This is a genomic window from Neptuniibacter sp. QD48_11, assembly GCF_047778095.1.
In the GTDB taxonomy this organism is placed as follows: Bacteria; Pseudomonadota; Gammaproteobacteria; order Pseudomonadales; family Balneatricaceae; genus Neptuniibacter.
The window spans coordinates 1257219-1280130 of sequence record NZ_CP180551.1; the positions used below are offsets into that span (position 1 = coordinate 1257219).

Annotated in this window: 23 protein-coding genes; 18 read left to right on the forward strand and 5 right to left on the reverse strand. The window is 44.0% G+C overall.

Annotated features, from left to right (window positions below; genetic code table 11):
• Nucleotides 1–28: 28 nt before the first annotated feature.
• From ACMXYU_RS05660 to ACMXYU_RS05670, 3 genes are all read left to right on the forward strand, one after another.
• Nucleotides 29–1381 (forward strand): DUF3422 family protein, encoded by a 1353-nt coding sequence (locus ACMXYU_RS05660; protein WP_415881735.1) that lies wholly within the window; start codon nt 29–31, stop codon nt 1379–1381.
• On the forward strand, nt 1378–1695 hold the full coding sequence (locus tag ACMXYU_RS05665) for a BolA family protein (protein WP_415881734.1): 318 nt from the start codon (nt 1378–1380) through the stop codon (nt 1693–1695). The genes ACMXYU_RS05660 and ACMXYU_RS05665 overlap by 4 nt, the downstream gene beginning before the upstream one ends.
• A gap of 171 nt (nt 1696–1866) precedes the next feature.
• Nucleotides 1867–3423, forward strand: coding sequence for a methyl-accepting chemotaxis protein (locus tag ACMXYU_RS05670; RefSeq protein WP_415900604.1), 1557 nt, complete (start codon nt 1867–1869; stop codon nt 3421–3423).
• 74 nt (nt 3424–3497) lie between these two features.
• On the opposite strand, the gene ACMXYU_RS05675 is transcribed toward ACMXYU_RS05670, so the two are convergent.
• Nucleotides 3498–3962, reverse strand: a complete 465-nt coding sequence (locus tag ACMXYU_RS05675) for a methylated-DNA--[protein]-cysteine S-methyltransferase (protein ID WP_415900605.1) — start codon at nt 3960–3962, stop codon at nt 3498–3500.
• Nucleotides 3963–4092: 130 nt separating this feature from the next.
• Between ACMXYU_RS05675 and ACMXYU_RS05680 the strand changes: the two genes are divergently transcribed.
• The 3 genes from ACMXYU_RS05680 to ACMXYU_RS05690 all read left to right on the forward strand — a co-directional run bounded on the left by ACMXYU_RS05680 (nt 4093) and on the right by ACMXYU_RS05690 (nt 6939).
• Nucleotides 4093–4329 carry a YdcH family protein gene (locus ACMXYU_RS05680; RefSeq protein ID WP_415881731.1) on the forward strand — a complete coding sequence of 79 codons (237 nt, stop codon included), beginning with the start codon at nt 4093–4095 and terminating at the stop codon, nt 4327–4329.
• A gap of 122 nt (nt 4330–4451) precedes the next feature.
• Complete coding sequence (locus ACMXYU_RS05685) at nt 4452–6230, forward strand: ABC transporter ATP-binding protein (RefSeq protein WP_415900607.1); 1779 nt, start codon at nt 4452–4454, stop codon at nt 6228–6230.
• A 250-nt stretch (nt 6231–6480) separates the two neighbouring features.
• A complete protein-coding gene (locus ACMXYU_RS05690; RefSeq protein ID WP_415881729.1) occupies nt 6481–6939 on the forward strand; it encodes a glycine zipper 2TM domain-containing protein in 459 nt (152 codons plus the stop codon).
• A 79-nt stretch (nt 6940–7018) separates the two neighbouring features.
• Here ACMXYU_RS05690 and ACMXYU_RS05695 read toward each other — a convergent pair whose 3' ends face one another.
• Complete coding sequence (locus tag ACMXYU_RS05695; protein ID WP_415900609.1) at nt 7019–7579, reverse strand: TetR/AcrR family transcriptional regulator; 561 nt, start codon at nt 7577–7579, stop codon at nt 7019–7021.
• An 88-nt stretch (nt 7580–7667) separates the two neighbouring features.
• On the opposite strand from ACMXYU_RS05695, the gene ACMXYU_RS05700 reads away from it, so the two are divergent.
• From ACMXYU_RS05700 to ACMXYU_RS05730, 7 genes are all read left to right on the forward strand, one after another.
• Complete coding sequence (locus ACMXYU_RS05700; protein WP_415900611.1) at nt 7668–8816, forward strand: aromatic ring-hydroxylating oxygenase subunit alpha; 1149 nt, start codon at nt 7668–7670, stop codon at nt 8814–8816.
• Between the two features lie 16 nt (nt 8817–8832).
• A complete protein-coding gene (locus ACMXYU_RS05705) occupies nt 8833–9435 on the forward strand; it encodes a DUF2141 domain-containing protein (protein ID WP_415900612.1) in 603 nt (200 codons plus the stop codon).
• Nucleotides 9436–9445: 10 nt separating this feature from the next.
• Nucleotides 9446–9847: a hypothetical protein gene (locus tag ACMXYU_RS05710; protein ID WP_415900614.1), complete on the forward strand. Its 402-nt coding sequence runs from the start codon at nt 9446–9448 to the stop codon at nt 9845–9847.
• Between the two features lie 659 nt (nt 9848–10506).
• The gene (locus ACMXYU_RS05715; protein ID WP_415900615.1) at nt 10507–11271 is read left to right on the forward strand and encodes a hypothetical protein; all 765 of its coding nucleotides are present in this window, start codon (nt 10507–10509) and stop codon (nt 11269–11271) included.
• A gap of 298 nt (nt 11272–11569) precedes the next feature.
• Entirely contained in the window at nt 11570–12268 is a 699-nt protein-coding gene (locus tag ACMXYU_RS05720; protein WP_415900617.1) for a hypothetical protein, read from the forward strand.
• A 101-nt stretch (nt 12269–12369) separates the two neighbouring features.
• A complete protein-coding gene (locus ACMXYU_RS05725; RefSeq protein WP_415900619.1) occupies nt 12370–12969 on the forward strand; it encodes a hypothetical protein in 600 nt (199 codons plus the stop codon).
• A gap of 251 nt (nt 12970–13220) precedes the next feature.
• Nucleotides 13221–14312, forward strand: a complete 1092-nt coding sequence (locus ACMXYU_RS05730; protein WP_415900621.1) for a hypothetical protein — start codon at nt 13221–13223, stop codon at nt 14310–14312.
• A gap of 332 nt (nt 14313–14644) precedes the next feature.
• Here ACMXYU_RS05730 and ACMXYU_RS05735 read toward each other — a convergent pair whose 3' ends face one another.
• Nucleotides 14645–16276: a diguanylate cyclase domain-containing protein gene (locus ACMXYU_RS05735; protein ID WP_415900623.1), complete on the reverse strand. Its 1632-nt coding sequence runs from the start codon at nt 16274–16276 to the stop codon at nt 14645–14647.
• A 202-nt stretch (nt 16277–16478) separates the two neighbouring features.
• Between ACMXYU_RS05735 and ACMXYU_RS05740 the strand changes: the two genes are divergently transcribed.
• Nucleotides 16479–17585 carry an adenosylhomocysteinase gene (locus tag ACMXYU_RS05740; protein WP_415900625.1) on the forward strand — a complete coding sequence of 369 codons (1107 nt, stop codon included), beginning with the start codon at nt 16479–16481 and terminating at the stop codon, nt 17583–17585.
• 125 nt (nt 17586–17710) lie between these two features.
• The gene (locus ACMXYU_RS05745; RefSeq protein WP_415900627.1) at nt 17711–18229 is read left to right on the forward strand and encodes an RNA methyltransferase; all 519 of its coding nucleotides are present in this window, start codon (nt 17711–17713) and stop codon (nt 18227–18229) included.
• Nucleotides 18230–18309: 80 nt separating this feature from the next.
• Here ACMXYU_RS05745 and ACMXYU_RS05750 read toward each other — a convergent pair whose 3' ends face one another.
• Complete coding sequence (locus ACMXYU_RS05750) at nt 18310–18894, reverse strand: YecA family protein (protein WP_415881720.1); 585 nt, start codon at nt 18892–18894, stop codon at nt 18310–18312.
• Between the two features lie 127 nt (nt 18895–19021).
• On the opposite strand from ACMXYU_RS05750, the gene recQ reads away from it, so the two are divergent.
• The 3 genes from recQ to ACMXYU_RS05765 are packed head-to-tail and all read left to right on the forward strand — an operon-like array spanning nt 19022 to nt 22388.
• Nucleotides 19022–21148, forward strand: a complete 2127-nt coding sequence (gene recQ / locus ACMXYU_RS05755) for a DNA helicase RecQ (RefSeq protein WP_415900629.1) — start codon at nt 19022–19024, stop codon at nt 21146–21148.
• Nucleotides 21145–21564 (forward strand): YqaA family protein, encoded by a 420-nt coding sequence (locus tag ACMXYU_RS05760; protein ID WP_415900631.1) that lies wholly within the window; start codon nt 21145–21147, stop codon nt 21562–21564. Before recQ ends, ACMXYU_RS05760 begins: the two co-directional genes overlap by 4 nt.
• A 23-nt stretch (nt 21565–21587) precedes the next feature.
• A complete protein-coding gene (locus ACMXYU_RS05765) occupies nt 21588–22388 on the forward strand; it encodes a hypothetical protein (protein WP_415900633.1) in 801 nt (266 codons plus the stop codon).
• A gap of 12 nt (nt 22389–22400) precedes the next feature.
• Here ACMXYU_RS05765 and ACMXYU_RS05770 read toward each other — a convergent pair whose 3' ends face one another.
• Complete coding sequence (locus tag ACMXYU_RS05770; protein WP_415900635.1) at nt 22401–22871, reverse strand: DUF302 domain-containing protein; 471 nt, start codon at nt 22869–22871, stop codon at nt 22401–22403.
• Nucleotides 22872–22912: the final 41 nt, after the last annotated feature.

The window sequence follows — 22912 nt, forward strand, 5'->3', positions numbered from 1 at the left end:
GCGTTAGTTAAGGGCTTTTGGAGATTTTATGGAGCAGATTGTTAACCCTCATGGACTGAAAATGCACCCGATGCGGGAGCGTTTGTACAGTGAATTACACTCGCGCCCGTTTCAGGTTATTCCAAGTCCGGCTCGCATTACCCATCTAGCAGTGATGTGTAATCCTGAAGAGAGCAAACAGCAGTTTGCGCACCTGCAGGAGTTGTTTAAGCATTTCGGTGTTGAGCCACCAGAAGTTGATGAACTTTGTTACCACGCGGACTTCGGTAATCTACGTGTACGCCGTGAAAAACATATGGAGTTCACTACTTATACCTTTATCAATACAGGTATAGAGCAGGGTGGTAACCCATTTGAAGTTACTGGGCTAACACCGCTACCAGAAGGTTGGCTTGCTGACATTCCAGGTACAGTGATGTCGGCCTTCCACGTTTCAGTAGAAGATGCGCGACAAACACATGAGTTGAATCTGCCACTAGTAAAACGCTTCTTTGAAGGTATGCGTTTAGTCGGTAGTAGCCCGCAAAATGGCGATGCCCGTGTGTGGACAACATTCCAGATGCACAGTGATGGCTTCGGCCGTTTCCTGATCTACAACAAGCAGATGAGTGATAGCCAGCTAGGTCGATTAACTCAGCGTATTATGGAGATTGAGACCTATCGTTTGATGGCATTGCTTTCGCTGCCGACTGCGCGAGAGATCAATCCAACGCTTGGCGATATGGACCAAAAGCTGGCTGATATTACCGATCATCTAGCCCATAGTGGCGATATCGATGAGCAGGAACTGCTGTTCCGCCTTACCGATATGGCATCTTGGGTGGAAGACTGCAGGGCACGAGCAACCTTTAGGTTCAGTGCAACTTACGCTTACCATGACCTGGTTATTAAGCGCCTTGAAGAGCTGCGAGAAGACGAAGTCTCTGGGCACTTAACCATTACCGAGTTTATGACGCGTCGTTTAACACCTGCGGTAAAAACCTGTCGCGCGACCAGTAATCGTCTTGAAGATCTATCCCGTCGTATCGACCGTGTAGCAGAGATGATGCGCACGCGTGTAGAGCTATCGATCCAATCGCAAAACCAAGAGCTGTTGGCTTCTATGGATCAGCGCTCTAAAGTTCAATTAATGATGCAACATACGGTAGAAGGCCTATCCGTCGCAGCAATCAGTTACTACACTATTGGTTTAATTAAATACCTATTAGATGCCGTGTATAACTCTGGTGTAGATCTGAACAAAGATCTGATTTTAGGTATCTCGGTACCTGTTGTAATCGGCGCTGTTGCATTAACGACACGTAAAATCCATCGACACTTCTTGAAAATGGCTACAGAAGAGGTGGAAAGAATGGATGAAAGTAAAAAGAGTAAAAAATGAGTATTGAAGCGGTAATTAGAAATCGTCTAGAAGATGGTCTGGCAATTGAGCATCTTGTGATTGAAAACGAGAGTCACATGCATTCTGGCCCTGCAACTGACTCACATTTTAAAGTAACAGTTGTGTCGGATGATTTTGAAGGTAAGCGAAAGGTACAGCGTCACCAGCTGATTTTTAGCTTCCTATCCGATCGAATGAACAACCCAATTCATGCCTTGTCGATGCATTTGTTCACTCAGCAAGAGTGGCACGACAGAGGTCAGGCGGTTGCCCCGTCACCGAAATGTTTAGGTGGCTCTAAAGCTGATAAATAACAAAAAGCGACTTCGGTCGCTTTTTTATTTTTGACCGACTGAAAGGTCTGATGAGCTGGATCAAATTCCCTAAAAGTAGCACTATCTCTCAAAAGAATAACCCTATATATTCTAATGTTAGATATATGAAATATAAGAAAAAATAGCGATTGAGATGTAACAGGGGCTGCTATGAAAAATAACCAACCCGTTAATAATACTGAGCGTAAATTCAGTAACGATACGCCGCTGATTTCCACCACGGATTTAAAAGGGCAGATAACATTTGTAAATGATGCCTTTGTGGATATATCAGGTTTTACTCGGGATGAGTTAATTGGCAGGTCTCATAATGTCGTTCGACATCCAGACGTTCCCCCACCGGTTTTTGGCGACCTGTGGTCAAAGCTAAAAGAGAATAAGCCTTGGATCGGTATAGTAAAAAATCGTTGTAAGGATGGCTCTTACTACTGGGTAAATGCTTATGTAACCCCAATAGTTGAGTCCGGGCGAACCATTGGTTATCAATCTGTTCGAACAGTGCCTACCTCTGGTCAAGTGGCTCGAGCAAACGATGTTTATAGTCGCCTGAATAACAACAGTCGTCGTGTCTCGATGCATGATATGTCGATTCAGACCAAGATCATCATTCTATTGTTGTTAGCGGTGCTTATCCCTATGGGTGCAGGCTACTTCACACAGTGGTCTCCGATGCTCACAATGGGAACAGGCCTAGGTGCTTTTATATTATGTGCAGGCTTGTCTTATCACTGGTTAGGCCCTCTAAGGTACCTGCAGTCCCGTGCTAAGCGTATGTTAGATTCAAAAGTACTCGAAGAGATGTACGCAAACTCAGTGAGTGAAGTGGGTTCGATCTATCTTGGAACTATGGTTGATCAGGCGCGAATCCGCTCTGCCAATGCCCGTGTTACTTATTCGGCCAAAGAGCTGAATCAACAGGGTGAAGATACGATTGGTATTGCGCGTCAGGCCAATCAAGCGATCGAACGTCAGAGCTTAGAAATTGAAGATGTTTCAGCGCATATCCAAAACCTTTCTATTGCTATTGAAGAGGTGGCGCAGCATGCAAGAACCACTTCCGAGGAAACTAAACAAGCGACCAATACAGCTGATCAAGGTCATTCGATTGTAAAAGGCACAATCGATGCGATTCATCACCTAGCAGAAAATGTTGAGCAAGCGGCTCAGCAGATTGATAGCTTGCGCAAAGCTACCGAAGAGATTGCGAGTAAGACATCAGTAATCTCTGAGATAGCTGATCAAACCAACCTGTTGGCATTGAACGCAGCAATCGAAGCAGCGCGTGCCGGTGAGCAGGGGCGTGGATTCGCTGTTGTTGCAGATGAAGTACGAGAGCTAGCTAAACGTACTCAGCTTTCTACTAAAGAGATCGATACCACGATTGCAGAACTTCAGGGCGAAGCCGCTCAAGCCATGTCGATGATGGAGAAAAGTCAGGATTCAGCAAAAGGCTGTGTTGATAAAGCCGGTGAAGCGGGTTCTGCGCTGCAAGAGATTATGGCGGGTGTAGGTAGCATTGATGATATGAGTACCATGATCGCCGCTGCATCCTCTCAGCAAAGTAATGCTGCGGAAGAATTAAAGCAAAACATCATGTCTATTCAGGAAGCCGCGCAAGTTGCTCAGTTGGCTGCTCAAGCTACAGAGCGATCCTCTGTTGACCTTGCTGATACCTCAAAAACCATTGTCCAGAGTGTAAGTGTTTAAGCTCTATCCAAATTGAAAAAGGCTGCATCTGCAGCCTTTTTTGTGTCTTTTATTCTGTCTTAAATAAGATTGGGTTAGATCAGGTCTTTAGTTTCTAAATTTAACAGATAGCTCTTATTCTCAAGCCCGCCGGCGTAACCTGTTAAATTACCATTACTTCCCAATACTCGATGACAAGGGATAATAATGGGAATCGGGTTGCGGTTGTTTGCCATCCCTATAGCTCTAGCGGCTTTTGGGTTGCCTATTTTCTTAGCGACTTCACCATAGCTACAGGTCTTACCGTAAGGGATTTCGTTTAACGCATTCCACACGGATTGCTGAAACTTTGTGCCATCAGGTGCCAGTGGAACATCAAATCTTACCCGCTTCCCAGCAAAGTATTCGCTTAGTTCAGAAACGCACTGATTGGTGAGCGCGTTGCCCAAAAGCTCGGGCAACGTTTCATTATCTTGTAGGAAATGAATCGAGGTAATAGCACTGTTGTTAGCTTTAATAAGCAGAGAGCCTAATGCGGTGTTCATGATTGCTGCATACATAATATTAACCTCCACTTATATTCTTTTTTATAGTTTGGAACCTGTATTGATGTCCGTCAATGCTTTGTGGTCATCAGAGGAGGAGACTGAAGTCAAAGAGATAAGAAAGAACGATTAAGGGGAACATCAAATGCCTATTGAACATCATGATTTGATTCACGAATTTCCAGAGCACCGTGACCGTATTCACAATCTAAAAATGGAAGATGCACATTTTGCTCGCTTATTCGATGAGTACCATCAGGTGACAAAAGATGTTGAGCGAATGGAATCTGAGGTTGAGCCGGTATGCACTCAAACTGAAGAAGCAGCCAAGTTTAAGCGCCTTAAGTTAAAAGATAAGCTTTACAAAATGCTACAAGCATAACCGCTAAGCCTATTTAGAAAACCCGCAGACACTGCGGGTTTTTTTTTGCTCAATCTAATCTAGACCGAGGTTTAACGAGTACAATTTAGTTATTACTGAGTTTGCGTAAAAAAGGATCGTTTGTGAAGCCGTACTACAGTTGGCGCTATATCTTAAAGGTGGCATCTGAGCATAAAACCGAGCTGATTAAAGCGAACATCATCGCTTTCTTTGCCGCCTTGGTTTCTGTTCCGCTACCACTGTTTATGCCATTGTTGGTTGATGAAGTCCTGTTAGATCAACCTGGGTTTATTGTCGAAACTGTAGGCCCTATGTTTCCGCCAGAATGGCATGGGCCGGTACTGTTTATCGGTGTGATTCTGTTTGTCACACTGTTTCTACGTCTAGTCGCGCTGATGATGAACGTTTGGCAGGCGCGCCAATTCAGCATTATCTCCAAAGATGTAACTTATCGGATTCGGGTTGGCTTATTAGAGCGGCTTAAAAAGATCTCAATGGCCGCATACGAAACTGTCGGCAGCGGTGCGGTGTCATCTCACTTTGTGACCGATCTAGATACTGTAGATCGCTTTATCGGTAGCTCGCTCAGTCGTTTGCTGATTGCATCCCTATCTATTCTTGGTACCGCCATTATTTTGCTGTGGATGCACTGGCAGCTCGCCCTGTTTATCTTGTTTCTTAATCCGGTGGTGATCTATTTCACCACCATGGTTGCTAAACGGGTTAAGCATCTTAAAGGTCAGGAAAACAAAGCATTTGAGGTGTTTCAATCGGCATTAACCGAGACGCTGGACAATATCCAACAACTGCGGGCCTGTAACCGTGAACAGCATTATCTAAAAGGGCTAATCGCAGAAGCCAAAACCGTACGTGATCATTCAACTGCGTTTGAGTGGAAAAGTGATGCGGCCAATCGCTTAAGCTTTGTCCTGTTTATGATCGGCGTTGATCTCTTTAGAGCGGTTTCCATGCTGATGGTGGTGTTCTCCGATCTGACTATTGGCGAAATGATGGCTGTCTTTGGCTACCTCTGGTTTATGATGGCGCCAGTGCAGGAGATTCTAGGCATCCAATATAGTTATTACGCTGCTAAAGCCGCTCTGCAGCGGATCAACAATTTGGCAGATTTTAAAGAGGAACCGCAGTACCCAGCCAAGGTTAATCCATTTGAAGGCAAGAAGACTGTCGCGGTTAAATTACAAGATATTCACTTCAGTTATGAAACCGGAGTCGAGGTACTCAAAGGCGTCTCGGTGGATATCCCCGCAGGGCAAAAGATTGCTTTAGTCGGTGCCAGTGGTGGCGGTAAATCAACCTTAGTGCAGGGGCTGTTGGGCTTATACCCAATCGAGAAAGGGGAGATGTTCTTTGACGGTGTCTCGATCAAAGATATAGGTCTGGCTTGCGTTCGAGATAACGTCGCAACCGTACTCCAGCATCCTGCTCTGTTTAACGGTTCGATTCGTAGCAATCTGACCATGGGAAAAAGCTATTCAGATGAAGAGCTTTGGAATGCCTTAGATGTAGCCCAGTTAAAACCGTTTGTTGAATCACTAGAGCAGCAATTGGATACGCAGGTTGGGCGGCAGGGCGTAAGGCTCTCCGGAGGACAGCGCCAACGTATCGCTATCGCACGTATGCTGTTAAGTGACCCTAAGGTTGTTGTATTAGATGAGGCAACTTCAGCATTGGATGCAGAGACCGAGCTGAATTTGCATCAGGCGTTAAAGAGCTTTCTAAAAGATCGCACTACCATCATCGTGGCTCACCGTTTAAGTGCAGTAAAACAAGCCGATCATGTCTATGTGTTTGAAGATGGCAAAATCTGTGAGCAGGGCAATCATTCTGAGCTGCTACAAAGTAATGGTCTTTACTCTAGGCTCTACGGTGAATATCAATAAACGCTATGGCTGAGTTGGTTCATTTTAGGTACATGCTCAAGGTGTAAACTCAGTAGTTAATATTTATGGGTCGGCGTGGATCGAATCTGGCTAAAGGCTGTCTATAGGGATAATCAAATATGGAAGGGCAGGCTCGAGTAGGCTATAAAACGGTTTCAGGGTATTAATTGCTAAAATGTAATTGATAGTAGAAAGGGATTTTGGCCCGAACAAATCATCTGATATGAAGATCAGATAAGAGGATACACCTATGAGTAAGTATGCAGTTGTTGTGACCATGCTATGTGCGCTAACACTAAGCGGTTGTGTAAGTAATTTAAGCGGTACAACCTATTCGCGTAGTGAAGCACGCCAAGTTCAGCAAGTTCAGTACGGTGTTGTGCAATCTGCCATTCCTGTAGTTATTGAAGGAACCGGTGGTGTAGTAGGTGGTGCAACAGGTGCTGTAGTGGGTGGCATCGCAGCCAGCAATGTTGGTGGTGGCCGCGGTAAAGATATCGCGACAGTATTAGGCGCTGTTGCCGGTGGTGTCGCAGGTAAAAAAGCAGAAGAGATGCTAACACGTGCACAAGGACAGGAGATCACTGTGCGCTTAGACAATGGCAATATGGTATCTATTGTCCAAGAGATGGACGGTGGACCAGCCTTCGCAGCAGGCGATCGTGTAAGGGTGCTAACCCGTGCAGGTACTGCTCGCGTAACTTACTAAGCCTAAGTTAGCTCTCATCTAAAAAGCCCTTGCTGATTAGCAGGGGCTTTTTTTGGTGTTTTTCTTTATGAGCTTCCTTTTAAGAGCGATGAATTCCCCTGAGTAAGGTATGTACTAGCTGTTGTTCAACGTCGTCTTTATTCATCGCGCCTTGTGCCAGCATCCATGAAGCACTGTAGAGCAGGCTGTCTAATACCGAGACGACCCACTCAGGTGTTAGGTCGGCATTGATCTCCCCTTGGCGTTGCCCTTGCTCGATCCACTGCTTAACAGTTTCCATCTGTTTTCCGTACAAATCTAAAAACTCCTGGTCCATCTCTACCAGCGTCCAGACCATTTGTAGAAAATGGAAACGGTCGGCTAGAGGTAGTAGTGCCGCAATCAATTTTCTAAAAGCAGCCTCTCCCTGATTATCACTGGTGATAATAGGCAGCATCGCATCTTTAACAATCTCCAACGATTCGACAGATATGGCTGTAATCAGGCTTTCTCGGGTAGGGAAGTGCCTGTAAAGCGTTGCGCGTCCAACACTCGCTTGGCTTGCTATCTCACTTAGAGATGCGTGCGGGTTGTGCAGCAATACTTGAAAGCTGGCATCCAATAAAGCGCGCTGTGATTTCTTTATGCGTAGATCTGTCATGTTAAATTCTCATAATGAGACATTGTTGTATCATAAATGCTCTGCTAATATGATACACAAGTGTTTCATATTATATAAGAGATTTGCCATGACAAAGCTATTTGATCGTTATAAGGAAACAGCCAGTCTTCCTCTAGGCAAGGCATGCAGCTTACCTTTTGCTGTTTATAAAGATAGCCAGGTTGCTGAACTGGAAGCAGATAACATCTTCCATCAGCAATGGGTGTTTGTCTGTGCTACGGGCATGCTAGCTGAGGTTGGGAGCTACTTTGCCTTTACGCTCGCGGGTGAATCTGTTGCGGTGGTTCATGGTAAAGATGGGCATATCCGAGCGATGTCTAACAACTGTAGCCATCGCGGAACACCGTTGTTATCAGCGGGCTTTGGCCATATAGAGAAAAACATTGTCTGCCCTTACCACGCTTGGACTTACTCAGATAATGGCGAGCTAAAAGGTGTGCCTTTTGATGCCGCCAAATGTGTTGATAAACAGCGTCATGAGTTACCAAAGTACGCCTTACAAGAATGGATGGGCTTACTGTTTATTAACCTGTCAGATAACCCGAGTGATCTGCTGAGTAGCTTGAACGAGATCAACCCTTATCTACAGCACTACAAAATGGAGCGCTTCACAAAGGCTTACGGTGGTGCTAGCGAACACTGGAACAGCAACTGGAAGCTAGCGGTTGAAAACGGTATCGAGAGCTATCACCTGTTTATGGTTCATCGCGAAACCCTAGAGGTAAATACGCCTAGCAAAAAGGCTTATTACATTGCTGGTGATGCTAACTGGAGCCTAACGGGTGGTGAGATAGTCGAGCAGCGCAGTGCATTGTCTCGATTTTTCTCCGGTGATACGCCCGAGCCTCTCAACCACTATGTACTGATTTATCTACCACCAGGCTTTATCGGCATTCTTACCTATGAATCTTTCGATTGGATCGCTGTTACCCCAGATGGCCCAGAGCACTGCTTTGTGCATGGCGGAGGGATGGCAGAATATGCGCCTGATAAAAGTGATCAAGCCAGTGAAGAGTTCGCTGCGGCGTTTTTGCAGGAAGACAAAGATATCTGTGAACTGGTGCAAAGCGGCATGGGTTCTCGGCACCATAAAGGCGGAACATTGCTGGAAGTAGAGCGCATCGTCGTGGATTTTCATCAGTATTTAGCTAAACACTTATTTGGCGCACAGGTCAGCCCTTTGCATGAAAGCGATGCTGCTGGAATGTTTAAATAATTAGCAGGGGTAAAACATGATACGTGCCATTATTTATGCGGTTCTGGTGTGCGCAATAATGACCATCGGGCTGGTGGCTTTAGATCTGAATAAGGATAAGCCGATTTCTGTAGCTCCAGAAAAGAAGGAGCTATCTGAAGCTGATAAACAGCTCACGAAAAAGGCCGTTGCTATACAGATCAAAGCTGCAAAGACCAAAGCTGATCAAGTTAACCCACAACAGGTAAGTCAAAAAACAACGAGCATCACGCTAACTGCGCTAATTAAAGGTTTGCGTAACGATAAAGGGCAGATCATCGCCCAGCTATTTGATAACCCAAATGCGTTTAACAACAATCATTTTGATCAAGCCGTTCGTACTTTAGTGATACCCGCCAAAGACTTTTCTGGAGAGCTGAGTTTCAATCAGTTACCACGCGGTGAGTATGCACTGGTGCTATTTCATGATGAAAACAGCAATCAGCAGTTTGATCAAACCGGCTCGCTGATAGAGGGTTATGCCTACTCAAGTAATCTAAGTAAAAATGTTGCGGCTAAAACTGCTGTGGTGACTTTTCGAGACGCAGCCTTCCGCGCTGAAAGCGATAAAAAATTGAATATTAGCCTGCTTTATCACTGAGGATTATTTTATGGCAACGTCAGCACCAACGAGCGTCAAAGTAAAAGCCTCTGCCCCTAGTCCGATTGAGGCTAAGGGGAGGGACGAGGTTAATAAAAGCCAGCAATCATCACAAAAAATAGGCAAGGTTTTGCCTTGGAAAACCCAATTGGGCTTAACTCTCATCCTTACCGAGTTATGGCTAAATGCCGGCATTATCTGGGGCGTATTTATGCTGCTATGGGCCATTATGGGAATCAGTTCAGGACAGACCTATATTCTTGAGATCTTGCAACGTAAAGAACACCCGCTTCTGTTCTGGTTCACTATCCATCTATGGCTACTATTTGCAGCATTCTTCTTTATGAGTAATCAGCATATCTATACCTTCTGTGGGGCTGTGATTGCTAAGCTTGGTGCTGTGTTTAGCTGAGATAATTGGGGTGCTACCTGTGCAGACACGGCTGGCGAAACTGCTAAACTTGAGTACGTTTATACTGAAGCCCTTGCTGAATCGCAGGGGCTTTTTTGTATGGGTGCTATCTACTGTTCAAAACCAATATATTTGATAGTTGATTTGTACTCAGTAGTAAGTTAAAAAGTCTTATAAAACATGCAGATGGAAGTCTAGCGTGGGTTAAAATTACTCTCGTATATCAATTGATATAGCGCATGCGCGGTTTGTCACGGAAGAATCTTTGCAATTTCTCGTTTATTCCTTCCTTTTTGATTCCTTACATCCGTTATTAAAAGAATTAAAGGGCTCTGACCCCTTTAATTGCACAACTCTGGGAATATCATCAATGCAGAACTCGCTGAGGTGGAGAAAATTTCTGGAAGTAGCGAGGGCTACTTTGAGAACCTTTAAAGAACCTAAGAAGCGCATGTTGTCGTACTAGTTTTCCGCTGCGCTACAAACCAGCACAAATGTGGGCGTTATAAATCAAAGGAATTTTTAACTCATGGAGCTGAGTGTTTTTACCCAATTATTTAAGGCTTAGAGGAAAATAGGATCAGAGTTTGATTCATTGAAAATATACTTTTCCCTCCATTTAATTTGGAATGAAGTTTAATAACTGAAGGAGTTCTTGTATGGCCAAGGCGCCAGCGAAAAAAAAAGATGAGTGCATAAATTGCTTTGTGATAATGCCAATATCCTCGCAACCTGGATATGATTCGGAACATTTTACTCATGTTTATGAAGATATTATAAAGCCAGCAATTTCTCTTGCGGGGATGGTACCTGTTCGGGCAGATGAAACTGCTAATACGAATTTGATCCAGTTAGATATTCTAAGGAAAGTTATCGAGTCTGATATTGCTATATGCGATATGAGTGCTAAAAATCCTAATGTATTTTATGAATTAGGTGTTCGTCAAGCGTTCGATAAACCAACTGTTTTGATGATAGATGATGAGACTAATGCACCTTTTGATGTATCAAGTTTAAGGTATGTAGACTATAAACGGGGCATGAAATATAGAGATGTTAACTCTGCGGTAGCTCGATTAGCTGAAACATTAAAGGATACATACTCTAAAAAAGATGATCTTGCAGAAATAAATTCATTAATTCGCCTAATGGAACTGACTTCTCCAGCACAACTCACGCAAGTAGAGCTTAGCGACGAGGATCGAACTGAAAAAATTCATGAGTTACAAATCTCGGAATTAACTAACATGATACAGCAGCTTCAAATGAGCCAGAATGAAATAATCGACAGTATGGCGATCGATAGAAAAATGTTAAAACGAGAAGATAATAATAGAAAAGGAGATTCTGAGATGACTTTTCAAGAGTTTCTAAAGGGGGCAAAAAAGAAAGGTAGCGTCCCTCCACCCCCTCACGAGTGGTAGAAGAAACTCAATATGTGAATTAAATGGGGGCAGAGCCCTTTAATTCTTTGGTCGTTTTGGTGATTGTTTGAAAGTGAAACACTTAACAAGTCACAGCTGTAGATTGTCGCTGTATAAGTTCCTCTAACCAATCTCACTCAGAAAAATAACAAACCGATGTATCAACAAAGAATAAATGGGGTCTAAGAATAAATGGGGTCAGAGTATAATTTATTGAAAATTTACTCTGACCCTAATTATTCTATTTAGTATTTGTACTGATACTGCACTCCGCTTGCTGTCTCTGTTGGTAAATATCATGCGAATTAAAAATATACTTGGGGTGGTAATGATTCGAGACAAAGTAATAGAGAAATTTAAATCCGACTTAGACCTAAGAAACAAAATAATCGATAAGGTTTTACTTGGTACAGTTTTATTGGCTTTTAGCATTGTCGGCGGAATTTTCGTAGATAGAATAAAGAGCGATTTAAGTTATTCGAATATATATGCTAAAGAGAAATTAGAAGCACTACTGCAAGTTAATGAAAAGCTAGGTGACCTTTTTACAAGTTATACAATCCGACATCGTGAACTGCGATCAGGTTCACTTATGCAGGATCATGCTGATTGGAATAAATCGCATGAGGATAAGAGAGCTATGCTGGTTGAAGTCGTAAATCAAAAAGAGTTGTTAATTGCTGAAATAGTACCAAATCTTCAGTTTGTTGTTGTTATTCACGACATTCTTCGTAAAGACGACTTATCAAAGGAAGAGTTTTTAAAATTTGGCTGTATGTTAAAAAGAACCCAAGAGTACTCCGTCAGTATATTGGCTAAGCAAGTAAGGCCTGTAGGGGTTCTGGAAGAAATATATGCACAAAAAACTGCACTTGTAACTTGGATTAATGAATCTTTGAACTCAATGCCAAAGGATACTTCGCAACGGATGAAGTGGATGAATAATATACAAAATGAGTTTGTAAAAATCGATGAGCTGGAGTGCAAATACATCTAAAAGTTGAGTCTAAAATTAATTTTAGGAAATAATTGGGGGTAGAGTATAATTTATTGAGAATTTACTCTGACCCTGTTTGTTTAGAAGTATGGAGATGTAGTATGGTTTTTTTTGAATACCTAAAAAGTCACCCTATAAGTTATAAATCTTTTTTATATCCTTTTTGCGGATTTGGGCTTGTTTCTATAGTTGTGTGGTTGTTTATTTTGCTGGAAATAAACCCTGGTTTTTTTGGTGGGTTTCTCAGTGAGCAAGTTGCTTTAAAATGGATTTGGTTGTTTGCTTCAGTTTCGATAATTTATTTGAGTGTAAAGTTCATTATTAGTGGCCCTGTTACTGATTATGACAATAAATATGTGAAAAGCTTAGGCATTTATTTTGCTAATACTGCGTTAGCAATGAGCTCAACATATGTTGGGATTATGTGGGGCGCCTTAGTTCCAGTCTACTTCTATCGAAATGATTTACCTTTGGAACTAGCTTTTACAAAAATACTTGTAGTTTGTGTTCTAGCGGCAATTTCTATACTTTTTGTTTATGCCTTTTATCTTGTGCTTACAGCAAACAAAAATGCACCTAGGTGGCACTATCAGCAAGTGAATAGTAAAACTTTCAAGTTTCTTGTTGGTATGTTTTGCTTTGCGTTTATCAGTGGGCGGTTGCTAGATTTGCTACGAATCTTTAAGCCTGATTTATTCTGAAAATTCATGCATAAAAAATGCTTCAAGACGTGGATGAATAGAATAAATGGGGTCAGAGTACAATTTATTGAAAACCTACTCTGCCTCCCTTTATTTAAGTAACGCTTACGGCGAAGCCTGATAAATGGGGTCAGAGTAAAACTATTTTAAATTTACTCTGCCCCCATTTTTACTGCTCTTCTTACTGACTGGGACGCGCGAAAAACGTGCGCGCCCCTGTTGCTGATCTTTATATCAATTAAAAGGATGTTATGGACACTATCTATACTTTGGACGCTAGAGATCACATCATGCTTGAGGTTATGGCTGATTATTTCAAACTTGATCATAGCGCTATTTATCGGGAAATAAATGGGATGTTTCAGGAGCTTCTCCTTGTTCTGAAAAGCAAATCAATAAACTATCAAGAGCTGCGCGCATGCCTGTCTCCCTCCATCGAAAAGAAAGAAATAATGCTGGTATTTGATTCTTTTCAAATAGATAGTTCATGGTACGGTGGAGAGGTCTTTAAAAAAATATTACCCCTGCTTGATAGACGAACCAGTCATAGTTTTTTATGTGGTGATTACATTGATAAAGGATTAGATCAGGATAGATTGTATCATGAGTTGGTATCTAGCATTGAGCTTAGAAACCCAACTGAGTACGGTCATAGCAGTCAGTATTTTCTTGTCTACATTAATAATGTTTCAGAAAATTTATTAAAACAAATAGATGACGGTTTGAAATCATATATACCCTATACAGGGTATGTTGATGTTACCTTTTCCTGCTTTATGAAAAGGTACGCATCGGTGAGCCTTGTAAACTCATTTATCAAACATAAAAACATAGTGATTTGCGGTCACGAAGATGACAGGGATAACTCTGAAAACATAAATATGCCTGGATATGCATTCGAAGAGAATAGCTACAGGTGCTATAGCCTTCAAGCTTCATTGGTAGGGATATTTCTATCTTACAAGATTGAACGCCCTGTATATGACGGCTTCAAAAGAGATACAGAATTTGCAATAAATTCAATCAGTAGCAATGTTTTAGCTATTGATGGTTTTGATGTTGAGATTGACGATAGCAAGCTAAATTATTTAAGAAAACATAAGACTGGAAGAATGAAAAAGTCAGAGCTTATCAGTTTCAGCAGAGCAGAACTGGAAGGCTTGATACGGGAAAAAATTGGTGATAATTATTTGTACAATTTGACCCATCTAAAAGAACATGCAACAACTAAATTTAATATTCTTATTGAAAAGCTAGTTAGTAACGGCCCACCTGTTAGGTTGATGGTTGCTTTAGAGTACATTCCCAATGAGCGTAAGCTTAGGCTTATTACAATGGTCTGATGATATAACAAACGCTATTCGCGGACTGTTTTATGCTGGCGTTCCATGAATGCATTGGGGTCACCCATTAGCCGCTTCGGGTAAAGGGCACGAGTGATCCCCTGATGTTTTTTAAACATCATCCGACAGTTTGGAGAAGTTAAATAAATGGGGTCAGAGTATATTTTATTGAAAGATTAATGGAATTAATGGAATTAATGGAGTCAGAATTTAAAGGGTTAGAGCCCTTCAATTTTCTGGTGATTAGCGGTAAGTGAAATGCTTAACAAGTACCCACAGCCGATCTTTGCAGTATCCTTCCTGTATTTAGCGGCGAAAGCCCCTAATACACCTCACTCAGAAAAATAACAAACCGATGTATCAGCAGAATGCTTAGCCTGATACATCGCTTTATCTGCTCGTTGTATCAGTATCTCTGCGCTGCCTGCGTCCTCTGGGAATATGCTGATTCCAATACTTGCTGAAATAATATGTTGCGCCGGTTTTAGATCAAACGGGGCGACTAGGCTGTTTAGGCACTTCTCTGCAACTAAGATTGCTTGTTCGCGCTTTTCGATATCAATCAGGGCGACAAACTCATCACCGCCGATACGGGCAATGGTATCGGTGGAGCGGAAGCAGTGTTTTAAGCGTTTAGCGACTTCGCGCAGGACTTTATCACCGGTGGCGTGACCGTATTGGTCGTTTACCGGTTTGAACTTATCCAGGTCGATATAGATAACCGCCAGTTGACTTAGTTGTCTTTCAGCACGGGAGATGGCGCTTTCTAGTCGCGAGTAGAAGAGTCGGCGGTTGGGTAGATCGGTGAGTGGATCTTGATAGGCTTTGGTCAGAAGGTTGTCTGCCATTGCACTATGGGTCTTTTCGTCACGTACGATCAGTACAAATTTATTGGCTTGGACCGATTGGCCTTGAACCGCGTTCAGGGTGGCGAAATAGGTTCTGTGGTCGTGACTGCAGATCTCACCGCACCAGCTACCATTGGATTCGGTCAGTCTGTCCAGATCGATAGCGTCACGTTCTGGGCTGTATAGCAATTCATTTAGTTGAAGGCTTTGCGTTTTATCTTTGAGCTGAGGGAACTGGGTTTGCGCCGCTTCGTTACTGGATATGATCTCGCCTTTGTCGGATAGAATGATGCAGGGATCTGGGGTGGCATCAAACACTAAGGAGGCGAGGAGTAGGTTCTGCTCGGCTTCACGCTCAAAGGTGACATTACGGCCTATGCCTAGGACACCAATCTCAGTTGAGTTGCTCTCTTTTAGGGGCAGTTTGTACATGTCCAATAAGCGGCGACGGCCATCTTTGTAGGAAACCCATTCGTCGCAGCGTTGTGCTTCTAGGGTTTCCCTTACCTCTTTATCTTTATTGGCAATGTATTCGGCTGAGGTTTTCGACATCAGCTCGTAATCGGTGCGGCCTAAGATATCTTCGGCGGGTGTATCCAGAAACTCTTCAAAGCTTTTGTTGCACAGTTGATAAACCCCTTCAGGGCTTTTGGCAAAGATAAAGTCCGGTACTGCGTTGATAATGGTGTGCAGTAGTTCTTGCTCGCGCTCTAGCTCTTTGTGGGCTTCGATAAGATCGGTGATGTCGTGCAATACCACCATTGCGCCTAGATCAGTGATCAGTGAGCCAGAGTAGGAGGTGAACTTGCCTTCAAAGGTATGCTGCTGTTTGAAGATAGAGGTCTGGCTGATTCGTGCCTTAGCTTGGTTGCCCATAAAGGCTTGTTCGAGCGCATCTTTGATCTGCTGTTCGTAGGCTTCGGTACCATGAACTTCGGCAACGGTTTTGCCGATAAACGCATCTTTAGAAATACCAAAAAAGTTTTCGTAGCCTTTATTTACCGCCACAAACTTATTGTTTTGATCAACGATGGCAATCATGTCGCTGAGTTGATCAAGCATAGATAGCTCTGTTTGTGGGTGTAGCTTAGAAGGATCGTTCTGTTGTTCGTTCATACTGACCTTGGCATTTTGATCAAACTTCTATTGAGCGAGCAATATCGTTCAAAAGCCTTTTTTAGGGGCGGCTACGAAGAAAATATTCGTAATGTCTTAAGTAAGGGTAAAAGAATAAAACATACGTTTAAATTAAACAATTGTTTGAGATTGGCGCTCCGATAATTTACACAGTGGGGATCAACATACCTAGGAGAGAATGATGACCCCTTTATTTATGAAAGCCCGGCATTTTTTTGAGGATATTTGTCCCGCTCAGGATGACACACTAAAACTGGTTGTTGTTACCCATCTACTTGATACGCCTCCGGTTTTTTTGGATGCGTTGGAGCAATTTTGCCGTGTAAAAATGGTGTTACCGAAGCCGAAAAGTATCAGCCGCTCAACACTGGAACAAGTAGAACAAAGGTTTCAGGTGGTGATTAAAAAGCGCTCTCAGATCAGTTCGGTCGAGGTCATATCAGCAATTTTGAATGAATATATCCCAGAAGGGGATATGATCTTAGTCGATATCGGTGGCTATTTTGCTTCTGCGCTGCCGCAATTACCTGATCGATTAAAAGCCAATCTGCTGGGCGTGGTAGAAGTCACAGAAAATGGCTTACAACGTTATCTTGAACATGAGCAACTGCCGGTACCGGTGTTATCGGTTGCCCGCAGCCCCCTAAAAAGTCCCGAAGATTATCTGACCGGCCAATCGATTGTTTATTCCGCCGAGGCTTTGATGCGTGAATGCCACCAAATTATGAATGGTGGCAATGCGGTGGTGTTTGGTTATGGCAAGATCGGTCGCTCGATTGCTAAAGCGCTGCATGAAAAGAATATCAATACTAAGGTGGTTGAGATCGATCCGATTCGTGCGATCGAGGCGAGATCGCGTGGTTTTGATCTGATCAATAAAGAGGATGCCTTGCAGAGTAGTGATGTGATCTTTTGCGCGACGGGCAATCAATCGCTGAATAATCATGATTTTAACCGCATCAAAAACGGCGCATTTATCTTTTCGGTAACTTCCTCTGATGATGAGTTGGAGCTCAGCCGTGCTGATACCAATTTCTCGGTGAGTCAGGAAACCCAGCATATTGCGCGGTACGAGCGTTTGGGCCAGTACTTTTACTTGGGCAATCGGGGTAATGCGATTAACTTTATCCATAACGCTGAGGTTGGCCCTTATATCTACCTTGTGCAAGGAGAGGTGATTAAGGCGATTAACTATATTCGTAGCCAATCTTTGCCAGCCGGATTGGATCAGTTACCTACGCCGGAAAGGCGAGATCTGGCTGAGCGTTGGCTTGCGCACTTTGGTTAACCTGAAAAGTAGTAGAAAAACAGGTGCTCGGTTGTGCTTCCGAGCCTTGTTTTACGTGTTCTCACAGGCCGAATTACTATAGAATCCCTGCTTTATTAGCGCACTATTAAGAAAGCAGTATAAATATGTCTGAAAGTCATCAAGCCCATATAGGTTTAACTGATCCTAAGAGCCCTGAGAATGTTGGGGCGATCATGCGTGCAGCGGGTTGCTACAACGTGCAATCTGTTACCTACACGGGTAATCGTTTTAATAAAGCGCAGGAACAGAATAAGCGACTGCAGACAGATACCCGCAATATGTTGGAGCGTATCCCCCTAGATCATATTGAATGCTTTAAAGCGTCTATTCCAAAAGGCGCTAGACCGGTTGCGATTGAGCTGGTGGAAGGTGCGACTTCATTGATCGACTACGAGCACCCTGAAAATGCTTACTATATCTTTGGCCCTGAAGATCGCTCGATCGATAAAGAGATTGTGGCTTGGTGTGAAGATGTGATCTACATTCCAACCGTTGGCTGCATGAACTTAGCCGCAACAGTGAATGTTGTGCTTTATGATCGTATTGCTAAGTTAGGCCCGAAAGCGTCTGGTGATGAGTTGATCCGTACATCGCGTGATCGCAATAATCAGCTTAAGGTGTAACGACGGGCAGTAATGAAAGGCGAGATAACTAGCCTAGTTCGTGAACTAGGCTAGCTGTAGTAAGCGTATAGAAAGCGAACTTACTTATCTGGTGCGTGGAAGTAAAGGTACAGATCGATCAGAAGTTCTGGAATCTGCGCGCACATCTCTGCACATAGTTTCTCATCTTCACGAATCTTGTTGATGTCATCTTCTTCAAACAGTTCAGATGCAACCATTACTGGTAGAAGCATCTCAGCTACTTCTTCCTGTTTCTTGCTGCCGAACCATTCTTCTTCCTGAGTGAACACACCTTCCATAAAGGCTTGTGACCACCATGCTAGAGGCGAGATATCTTCATCTTCTTCAGCGTCTAGAGATAGTTCGCACGGTAGTTCGATTTCGCCGTCGCTGTATAGCTGGCCGCCGATAGTGCTGTATAGGCGTTTTAGTAGGCCCATGATCTCAGCTTCTTGCGCTTCTGATTCCCAGTTTGGCGTCTGATCAAAAACCAGTTCCATCCACGTGGATTCATCAAGAGGAGTAGGGCTGATATTTAGCGCGCTAAACAAGCCGTGAACGCCGATAAGATCAAGGCAATCTTCTGAAACAGCATCGGAATAAAGGAAGTCGTCCAGTAGATCCAGTTCTGAATCGGTAAGTGCATTCGCTGAAGTGAGAGTCATGAATATATTCCTAAAAGGTTATGCTGATGATTTTAACTTGCTTGGTCAGATTTAGCAGTATTTTTTAACTGCTCAATTCAATACGGTTGTCAGTGACAAAGGCGCACGCTTTCTGGATAATCCAGCCATGAATTCAAGCGCGTTACAGATCCTCAAAGAGGTTTTCGGTTACGATCAGTTCCGAGAGCCCCAAGCCGAAGTTATAGGTACCCTGGTAAATGGCCAAGATGCCTTGGTGGTTGTGCCTACAGGTGGTGGTAAATCACTCTGTTATCAGCTGCCTGCATTGATGAGGCAGGGCACGGCTATTGTTATCTCGCCGCTGATCGCGTTGATGCAGGATCAGGTTACTGCGTTATCTCAATGGGGTATTCGTGCTGGGTGCTTGAATTCGAGCATGGATTTCTCTTTGATCAATGAAACCGAGCATCAGTTAAGATCCGGTGGCTTTGATCTACTCTACATTGCGCCGGAACGATTACTTCAGCCGCGCACGCTCTCTCTGCTTCAGTCCTGCCAAATTGCACTCTTTGCCATCGATGAAGCGCACTGTGTATCCCAGTGGGGACATGATTTTAGACCAGAATATTTGCAGTTAAGCCAGTTGGCTCAGTTATTTGCTGGTGTACCGCGTATTGCGTTGACGGCAACTGCGGATGAGCGTACTCAGCAAGAGATTGTTGAGCGCTTGGCGCTGACCAATCCTGCCGAATTTATCCAAGGTTTTGACCGCCCGAATATTCGTTATCGTATCGGGCAAAAAGACAGCGCTAAAAAGCAGCTGTTAAAGTTTCTTAAAGATGAGCACCCGAAAGACTCCGGTATCGTTTACTGCCTTTCTCGCAAACGAGTAGAAGATACTGCTGCTTGGTTATGTGAGCAGGGCTTTAATGCCTTGCCTTATCATGCGGGACTTGCGGCAGACCTTCGAAGTCATAATCAGCATCGCTTTTTGACTGAAGAGAATATCATCATGGTCGCAACTGTTGCGTTTGGTATGGGTATTGATAAACCCAACGTGCGCTATGTGGCTCACTTAGATCTGCCAAAAAGCATTGAAGCCTATTATCAGGAAACTGGCCGTGCAGGCCGTGATGGTTTACCTGCCGATGCCTGGATGGTTTATGGCTTGCAGGATGTGATGTTCCTGCGCCAGATGTTGGAAGGCTCGCAAGCGCCAGCGGAACAGAAGGTGGTTGAGCGCCAGAAACTAGAAGCGATGCTTGGATTGTGTGAGATCACGACTTGCCGACGTCAGGTGCTTTTAAGTTACTTTGGTGAGAAAGATCATCAGCCATGCGGCAACTGCGATACCTGTTTAGAGCCTGTTCCTGTTTGGGACGGAACTGAAGCGGCACGCAAAGCCTTATCGGCTGTTTACCGCTCTGGCCAGAGCTTTGGTGTGAATCATGTGGTCGATATCCTGATGGGGAAATCGAATGAGAAAACAAAAAACTTCGCCCATGAAAAGCTTTCCACTTGGGGTATAGGCAAAGAACTGGATAAAAACCAGTGGCGCTCTGTTTTCCGTCAGCTGGTGGCTCGTGGGTTGCTGGGTGTGAATGTCGATCAGCACGGTGTTTTGCACTTAACCGATAAGTGCCGTCCGCTTTTGCGTGGTGAAACCAAAATCCAACTGCGTAAAGATCAGCGTCAGCATACGCCTTATCGTAAGAACCAAGTACCGCAGAGTCAGCTGGAAGCAGAAGATTATGCGCTGTGGAATGAGCTTAAAGCGGTGCGAAAACGCTTGTCTGATGAGCAGGATGTGCCGCCTTATGTAATCTTCCACGATGCAACGTTGATGGAAATGGTGATGTATCGCCCGCAAACTTCAGATCAGTTCAAACGTCTGAACGGTGTGGGTGAGCGGAAGCTAGACCTTTACGGCGCTGATTTTATTCAGGCGATTGAAGAGTTTGAGGATCAGCACAAAGCCGATAATGTCGCGACTCAGGCGATGGAATCAGTTGTGCTTTATCGCAGTGGCATGACGGTTGATCAAGTCTCTAGGCAACAGCATCTATCGGTTAATGCGATCTACGGTCACTTAGCCCAAGCGATCCAAAAAGGAGAGTTGGCGGTTCAGGATGTGGTCGATCTTCCTGAGAAAGAGTTCAGTCATATCGAGCAGGTGATGCTGGAGTGTCAGCAGGAGTTTGGCCAAGCGTTAAAGCCTGTACATGAAGCCTTGGCTGGCGTCTATGAAGTGGGGGTTCTTCGTTGTATTAAGGCTGGGCTGGAATCCGCGTGAGCGAAGATCTGAGTCTCTCAGCTTTATTCATCAGTGGTTTTATATCGGCTACGTTGTTACCCGGCGGTTCTGAAGTTCTTCTGGCTTGGCAACTCTCTCAAGATGTTCATGATCCTTGGAGCCTTTGGGCTGCAGTGACCGCGGGCAATGCCTTGGGCGGTATTGTGACTTTCTTAATGGGCTGGGGAATTGCCCATTACTATCCTCTACGCGCACTATCATCACCTAGACAACAGCAAGCGCAACGATGGCTTACTCAATATGGCCCTGTGGCTTTGCTAATGTCATGGGTACCGTTGATCGGTGATCCGCTTTGTTTGGTTGCTGGCTGGTTAAAAACCAATTTTTGGCTTAGTGTACTGATGATCACTTTGGGAAAAGCGATCCGATATCTGATTATTGTTGGTGTGATTTAAGGGATTAATTGGAGGGGCCGTTCGTGGGATTAGTGGCTAAATCGCAACGAAGTACATGGGGTCGGCTACGTTTAATTATTCTGACCCTTGCGTTAATCGTGGTGGCGATGAATGCTTGGCTATCGCAGCTACGCTCAACCGATTGGGATCGGCCGCTTTGGGTGGTGATCTATCCGATTAATGCCGATCAAGGCGCTGATACCCAACTCTATGTGGATGCCTTATTAGAAGGCCATTTCGACGATATCGAGCATTTTATGGCGCGGGAAGCGCGTCATTATGATCTGCCCCTCGAAACACCGCTCGAAGTTTATCTTGCTCCCCCTTTGACTGAGCACCCTCCAAAACCGCCACATAACCCGAGTATGTTAGATAGTGTTTTATGGAGTTTAAAGCTGCGTTATTGGGCTTGGCAAAACGATAGTTGGACTGGCTCAGCGCCTGATATCAAAGTCTATTTGAAGCTGCATTCGCCTAAGACTTATCAAGTACTGGAGCATTCCTTAGGTTTGCAGAAAGGGATGATTGGTGTGGTGAATGGTTTTGCTAGTGTCGATTATCAAGCACAGAATAACTTTGTGACTATACATGAAGTACTGCACACCTTAGGGGCGACCGATAAATACGATCTCAGCAATAACCAGCCGATCTGGCCAGATGGTTATGCAGACCCTGAACTAGAGCCATTATTGCCGCAAGCTTATGCGGAGGTGATGGGTGGTCGAATTCCACGGACGTCGACCACAGCAGAGATGCCTGAGAGTCTTGAGCAGGTTTTAGTTGGCGAAAAAACTGCTCAAGAGATCAATTGGGTTCAGCCTTAATCTTACGAGTATTTATTGCTCGATAACGGATTTCAGCGCTTTAACAATATCCCCTTCAAGTTCAATCAGAAGATCCTGAGCTGGACTTTCTGGATTGATCTGACTTGGGCGTAAGAACTTGATATAGGTTGTCTCGTTTTTGTGTTGCAGGGTGATAGAAAGAGGGCAGAGTGCGCCCATATCTGGGTCTTTGTTAATCACATGGTTGGCGTACCAAGGATTACAGAAGACTAAGCTGCGAATCTCTTCATAACCGTGTTTGTTGTAATCAGCACCCCAGCGGTCTTTGTAGTGAGTCAAAGAGCGGCCAATATTGGGCTCGAAGATGACATAAAAGCGGCTCTCTTCTAGAGCTTGGCTGATCTCCGTGTGGTTTATATCAAAATCCCCCTCCATCTCAAAAGATAGAATAGGGTTAGCAAAAACGGTGCTGCTCGCTAGCAGGGTTGCCGAGAAAACCAGTCTTTTGATCAGCTTAAGCATTACTTGCTCCAAAGAATCCATTTACCGTTGAAAGTTCAGTT

Excerpts from the sequence above, each read along its gene's own strand:
- ACMXYU_RS05660 (WP_415881735.1), top strand. The coding sequence starts at position 29 with ATGGAGCAGATTGTTAACCCTCATGGACTGAAAATGCACCCGATGCGG.
- ACMXYU_RS05705 (WP_415900612.1), top strand. The coding sequence starts at position 8,833 with ATGATACGTGCCATTATTTATGCGGTTCTGGTGTGCGCAATAATGACC.
- ACMXYU_RS05715 (WP_415900615.1), top strand. The coding sequence starts at position 10,507 with ATGGCCAAGGCGCCAGCGAAAAAAAAAGATGAGTGCATAAATTGCTTT.
- ACMXYU_RS05695 (WP_415900609.1), bottom strand. The coding sequence starts at position 7,579 with ATGACAGATCTACGCATAAAGAAATCACAGCGCGCTTTATTGGATGCC.
- ACMXYU_RS05745 (WP_415900627.1), top strand. The coding sequence starts at position 17,711 with ATGTCTGAAAGTCATCAAGCCCATATAGGTTTAACTGATCCTAAGAGC.
- ACMXYU_RS05750 (WP_415881720.1), bottom strand. The coding sequence starts at position 18,894 with ATGACTCTCACTTCAGCGAATGCACTTACCGATTCAGAACTGGATCTA.
- ACMXYU_RS05670 (WP_415900604.1), top strand. The coding sequence starts at position 1,867 with ATGAAAAATAACCAACCCGTTAATAATACTGAGCGTAAATTCAGTAAC.
- ACMXYU_RS05710 (WP_415900614.1), top strand. The coding sequence starts at position 9,446 with ATGGCAACGTCAGCACCAACGAGCGTCAAAGTAAAAGCCTCTGCCCCT.
- ACMXYU_RS05730 (WP_415900621.1), top strand. The coding sequence starts at position 13,221 with ATGGACACTATCTATACTTTGGACGCTAGAGATCACATCATGCTTGAG.
- ACMXYU_RS05740 (WP_415900625.1), top strand. The coding sequence starts at position 16,479 with ATGACCCCTTTATTTATGAAAGCCCGGCATTTTTTTGAGGATATTTGT.
- recQ (WP_415900629.1), top strand. The coding sequence starts at position 19,022 with ATGAATTCAAGCGCGTTACAGATCCTCAAAGAGGTTTTCGGTTACGAT.
- ACMXYU_RS05665 (WP_415881734.1), top strand. The coding sequence starts at position 1,378 with ATGAGTATTGAAGCGGTAATTAGAAATCGTCTAGAAGATGGTCTGGCA.
- ACMXYU_RS05770 (WP_415900635.1), bottom strand. The coding sequence starts at position 22,871 with ATGCTTAAGCTGATCAAAAGACTGGTTTTCTCGGCAACCCTGCTAGCG.
- ACMXYU_RS05720 (WP_415900617.1), top strand. The coding sequence starts at position 11,570 with ATGCGAATTAAAAATATACTTGGGGTGGTAATGATTCGAGACAAAGTA.
- ACMXYU_RS05690 (WP_415881729.1), top strand. The coding sequence starts at position 6,481 with ATGAGTAAGTATGCAGTTGTTGTGACCATGCTATGTGCGCTAACACTA.
- ACMXYU_RS05680 (WP_415881731.1), top strand. The coding sequence starts at position 4,093 with ATGCCTATTGAACATCATGATTTGATTCACGAATTTCCAGAGCACCGT.
- ACMXYU_RS05725 (WP_415900619.1), top strand. The coding sequence starts at position 12,370 with ATGGTTTTTTTTGAATACCTAAAAAGTCACCCTATAAGTTATAAATCT.
- ACMXYU_RS05735 (WP_415900623.1), bottom strand. The coding sequence starts at position 16,276 with ATGAACGAACAACAGAACGATCCTTCTAAGCTACACCCACAAACAGAG.
- ACMXYU_RS05675 (WP_415900605.1), bottom strand. The coding sequence starts at position 3,962 with ATGTATGCAGCAATCATGAACACCGCATTAGGCTCTCTGCTTATTAAA.
- ACMXYU_RS05700 (WP_415900611.1), top strand. The coding sequence starts at position 7,668 with ATGACAAAGCTATTTGATCGTTATAAGGAAACAGCCAGTCTTCCTCTA.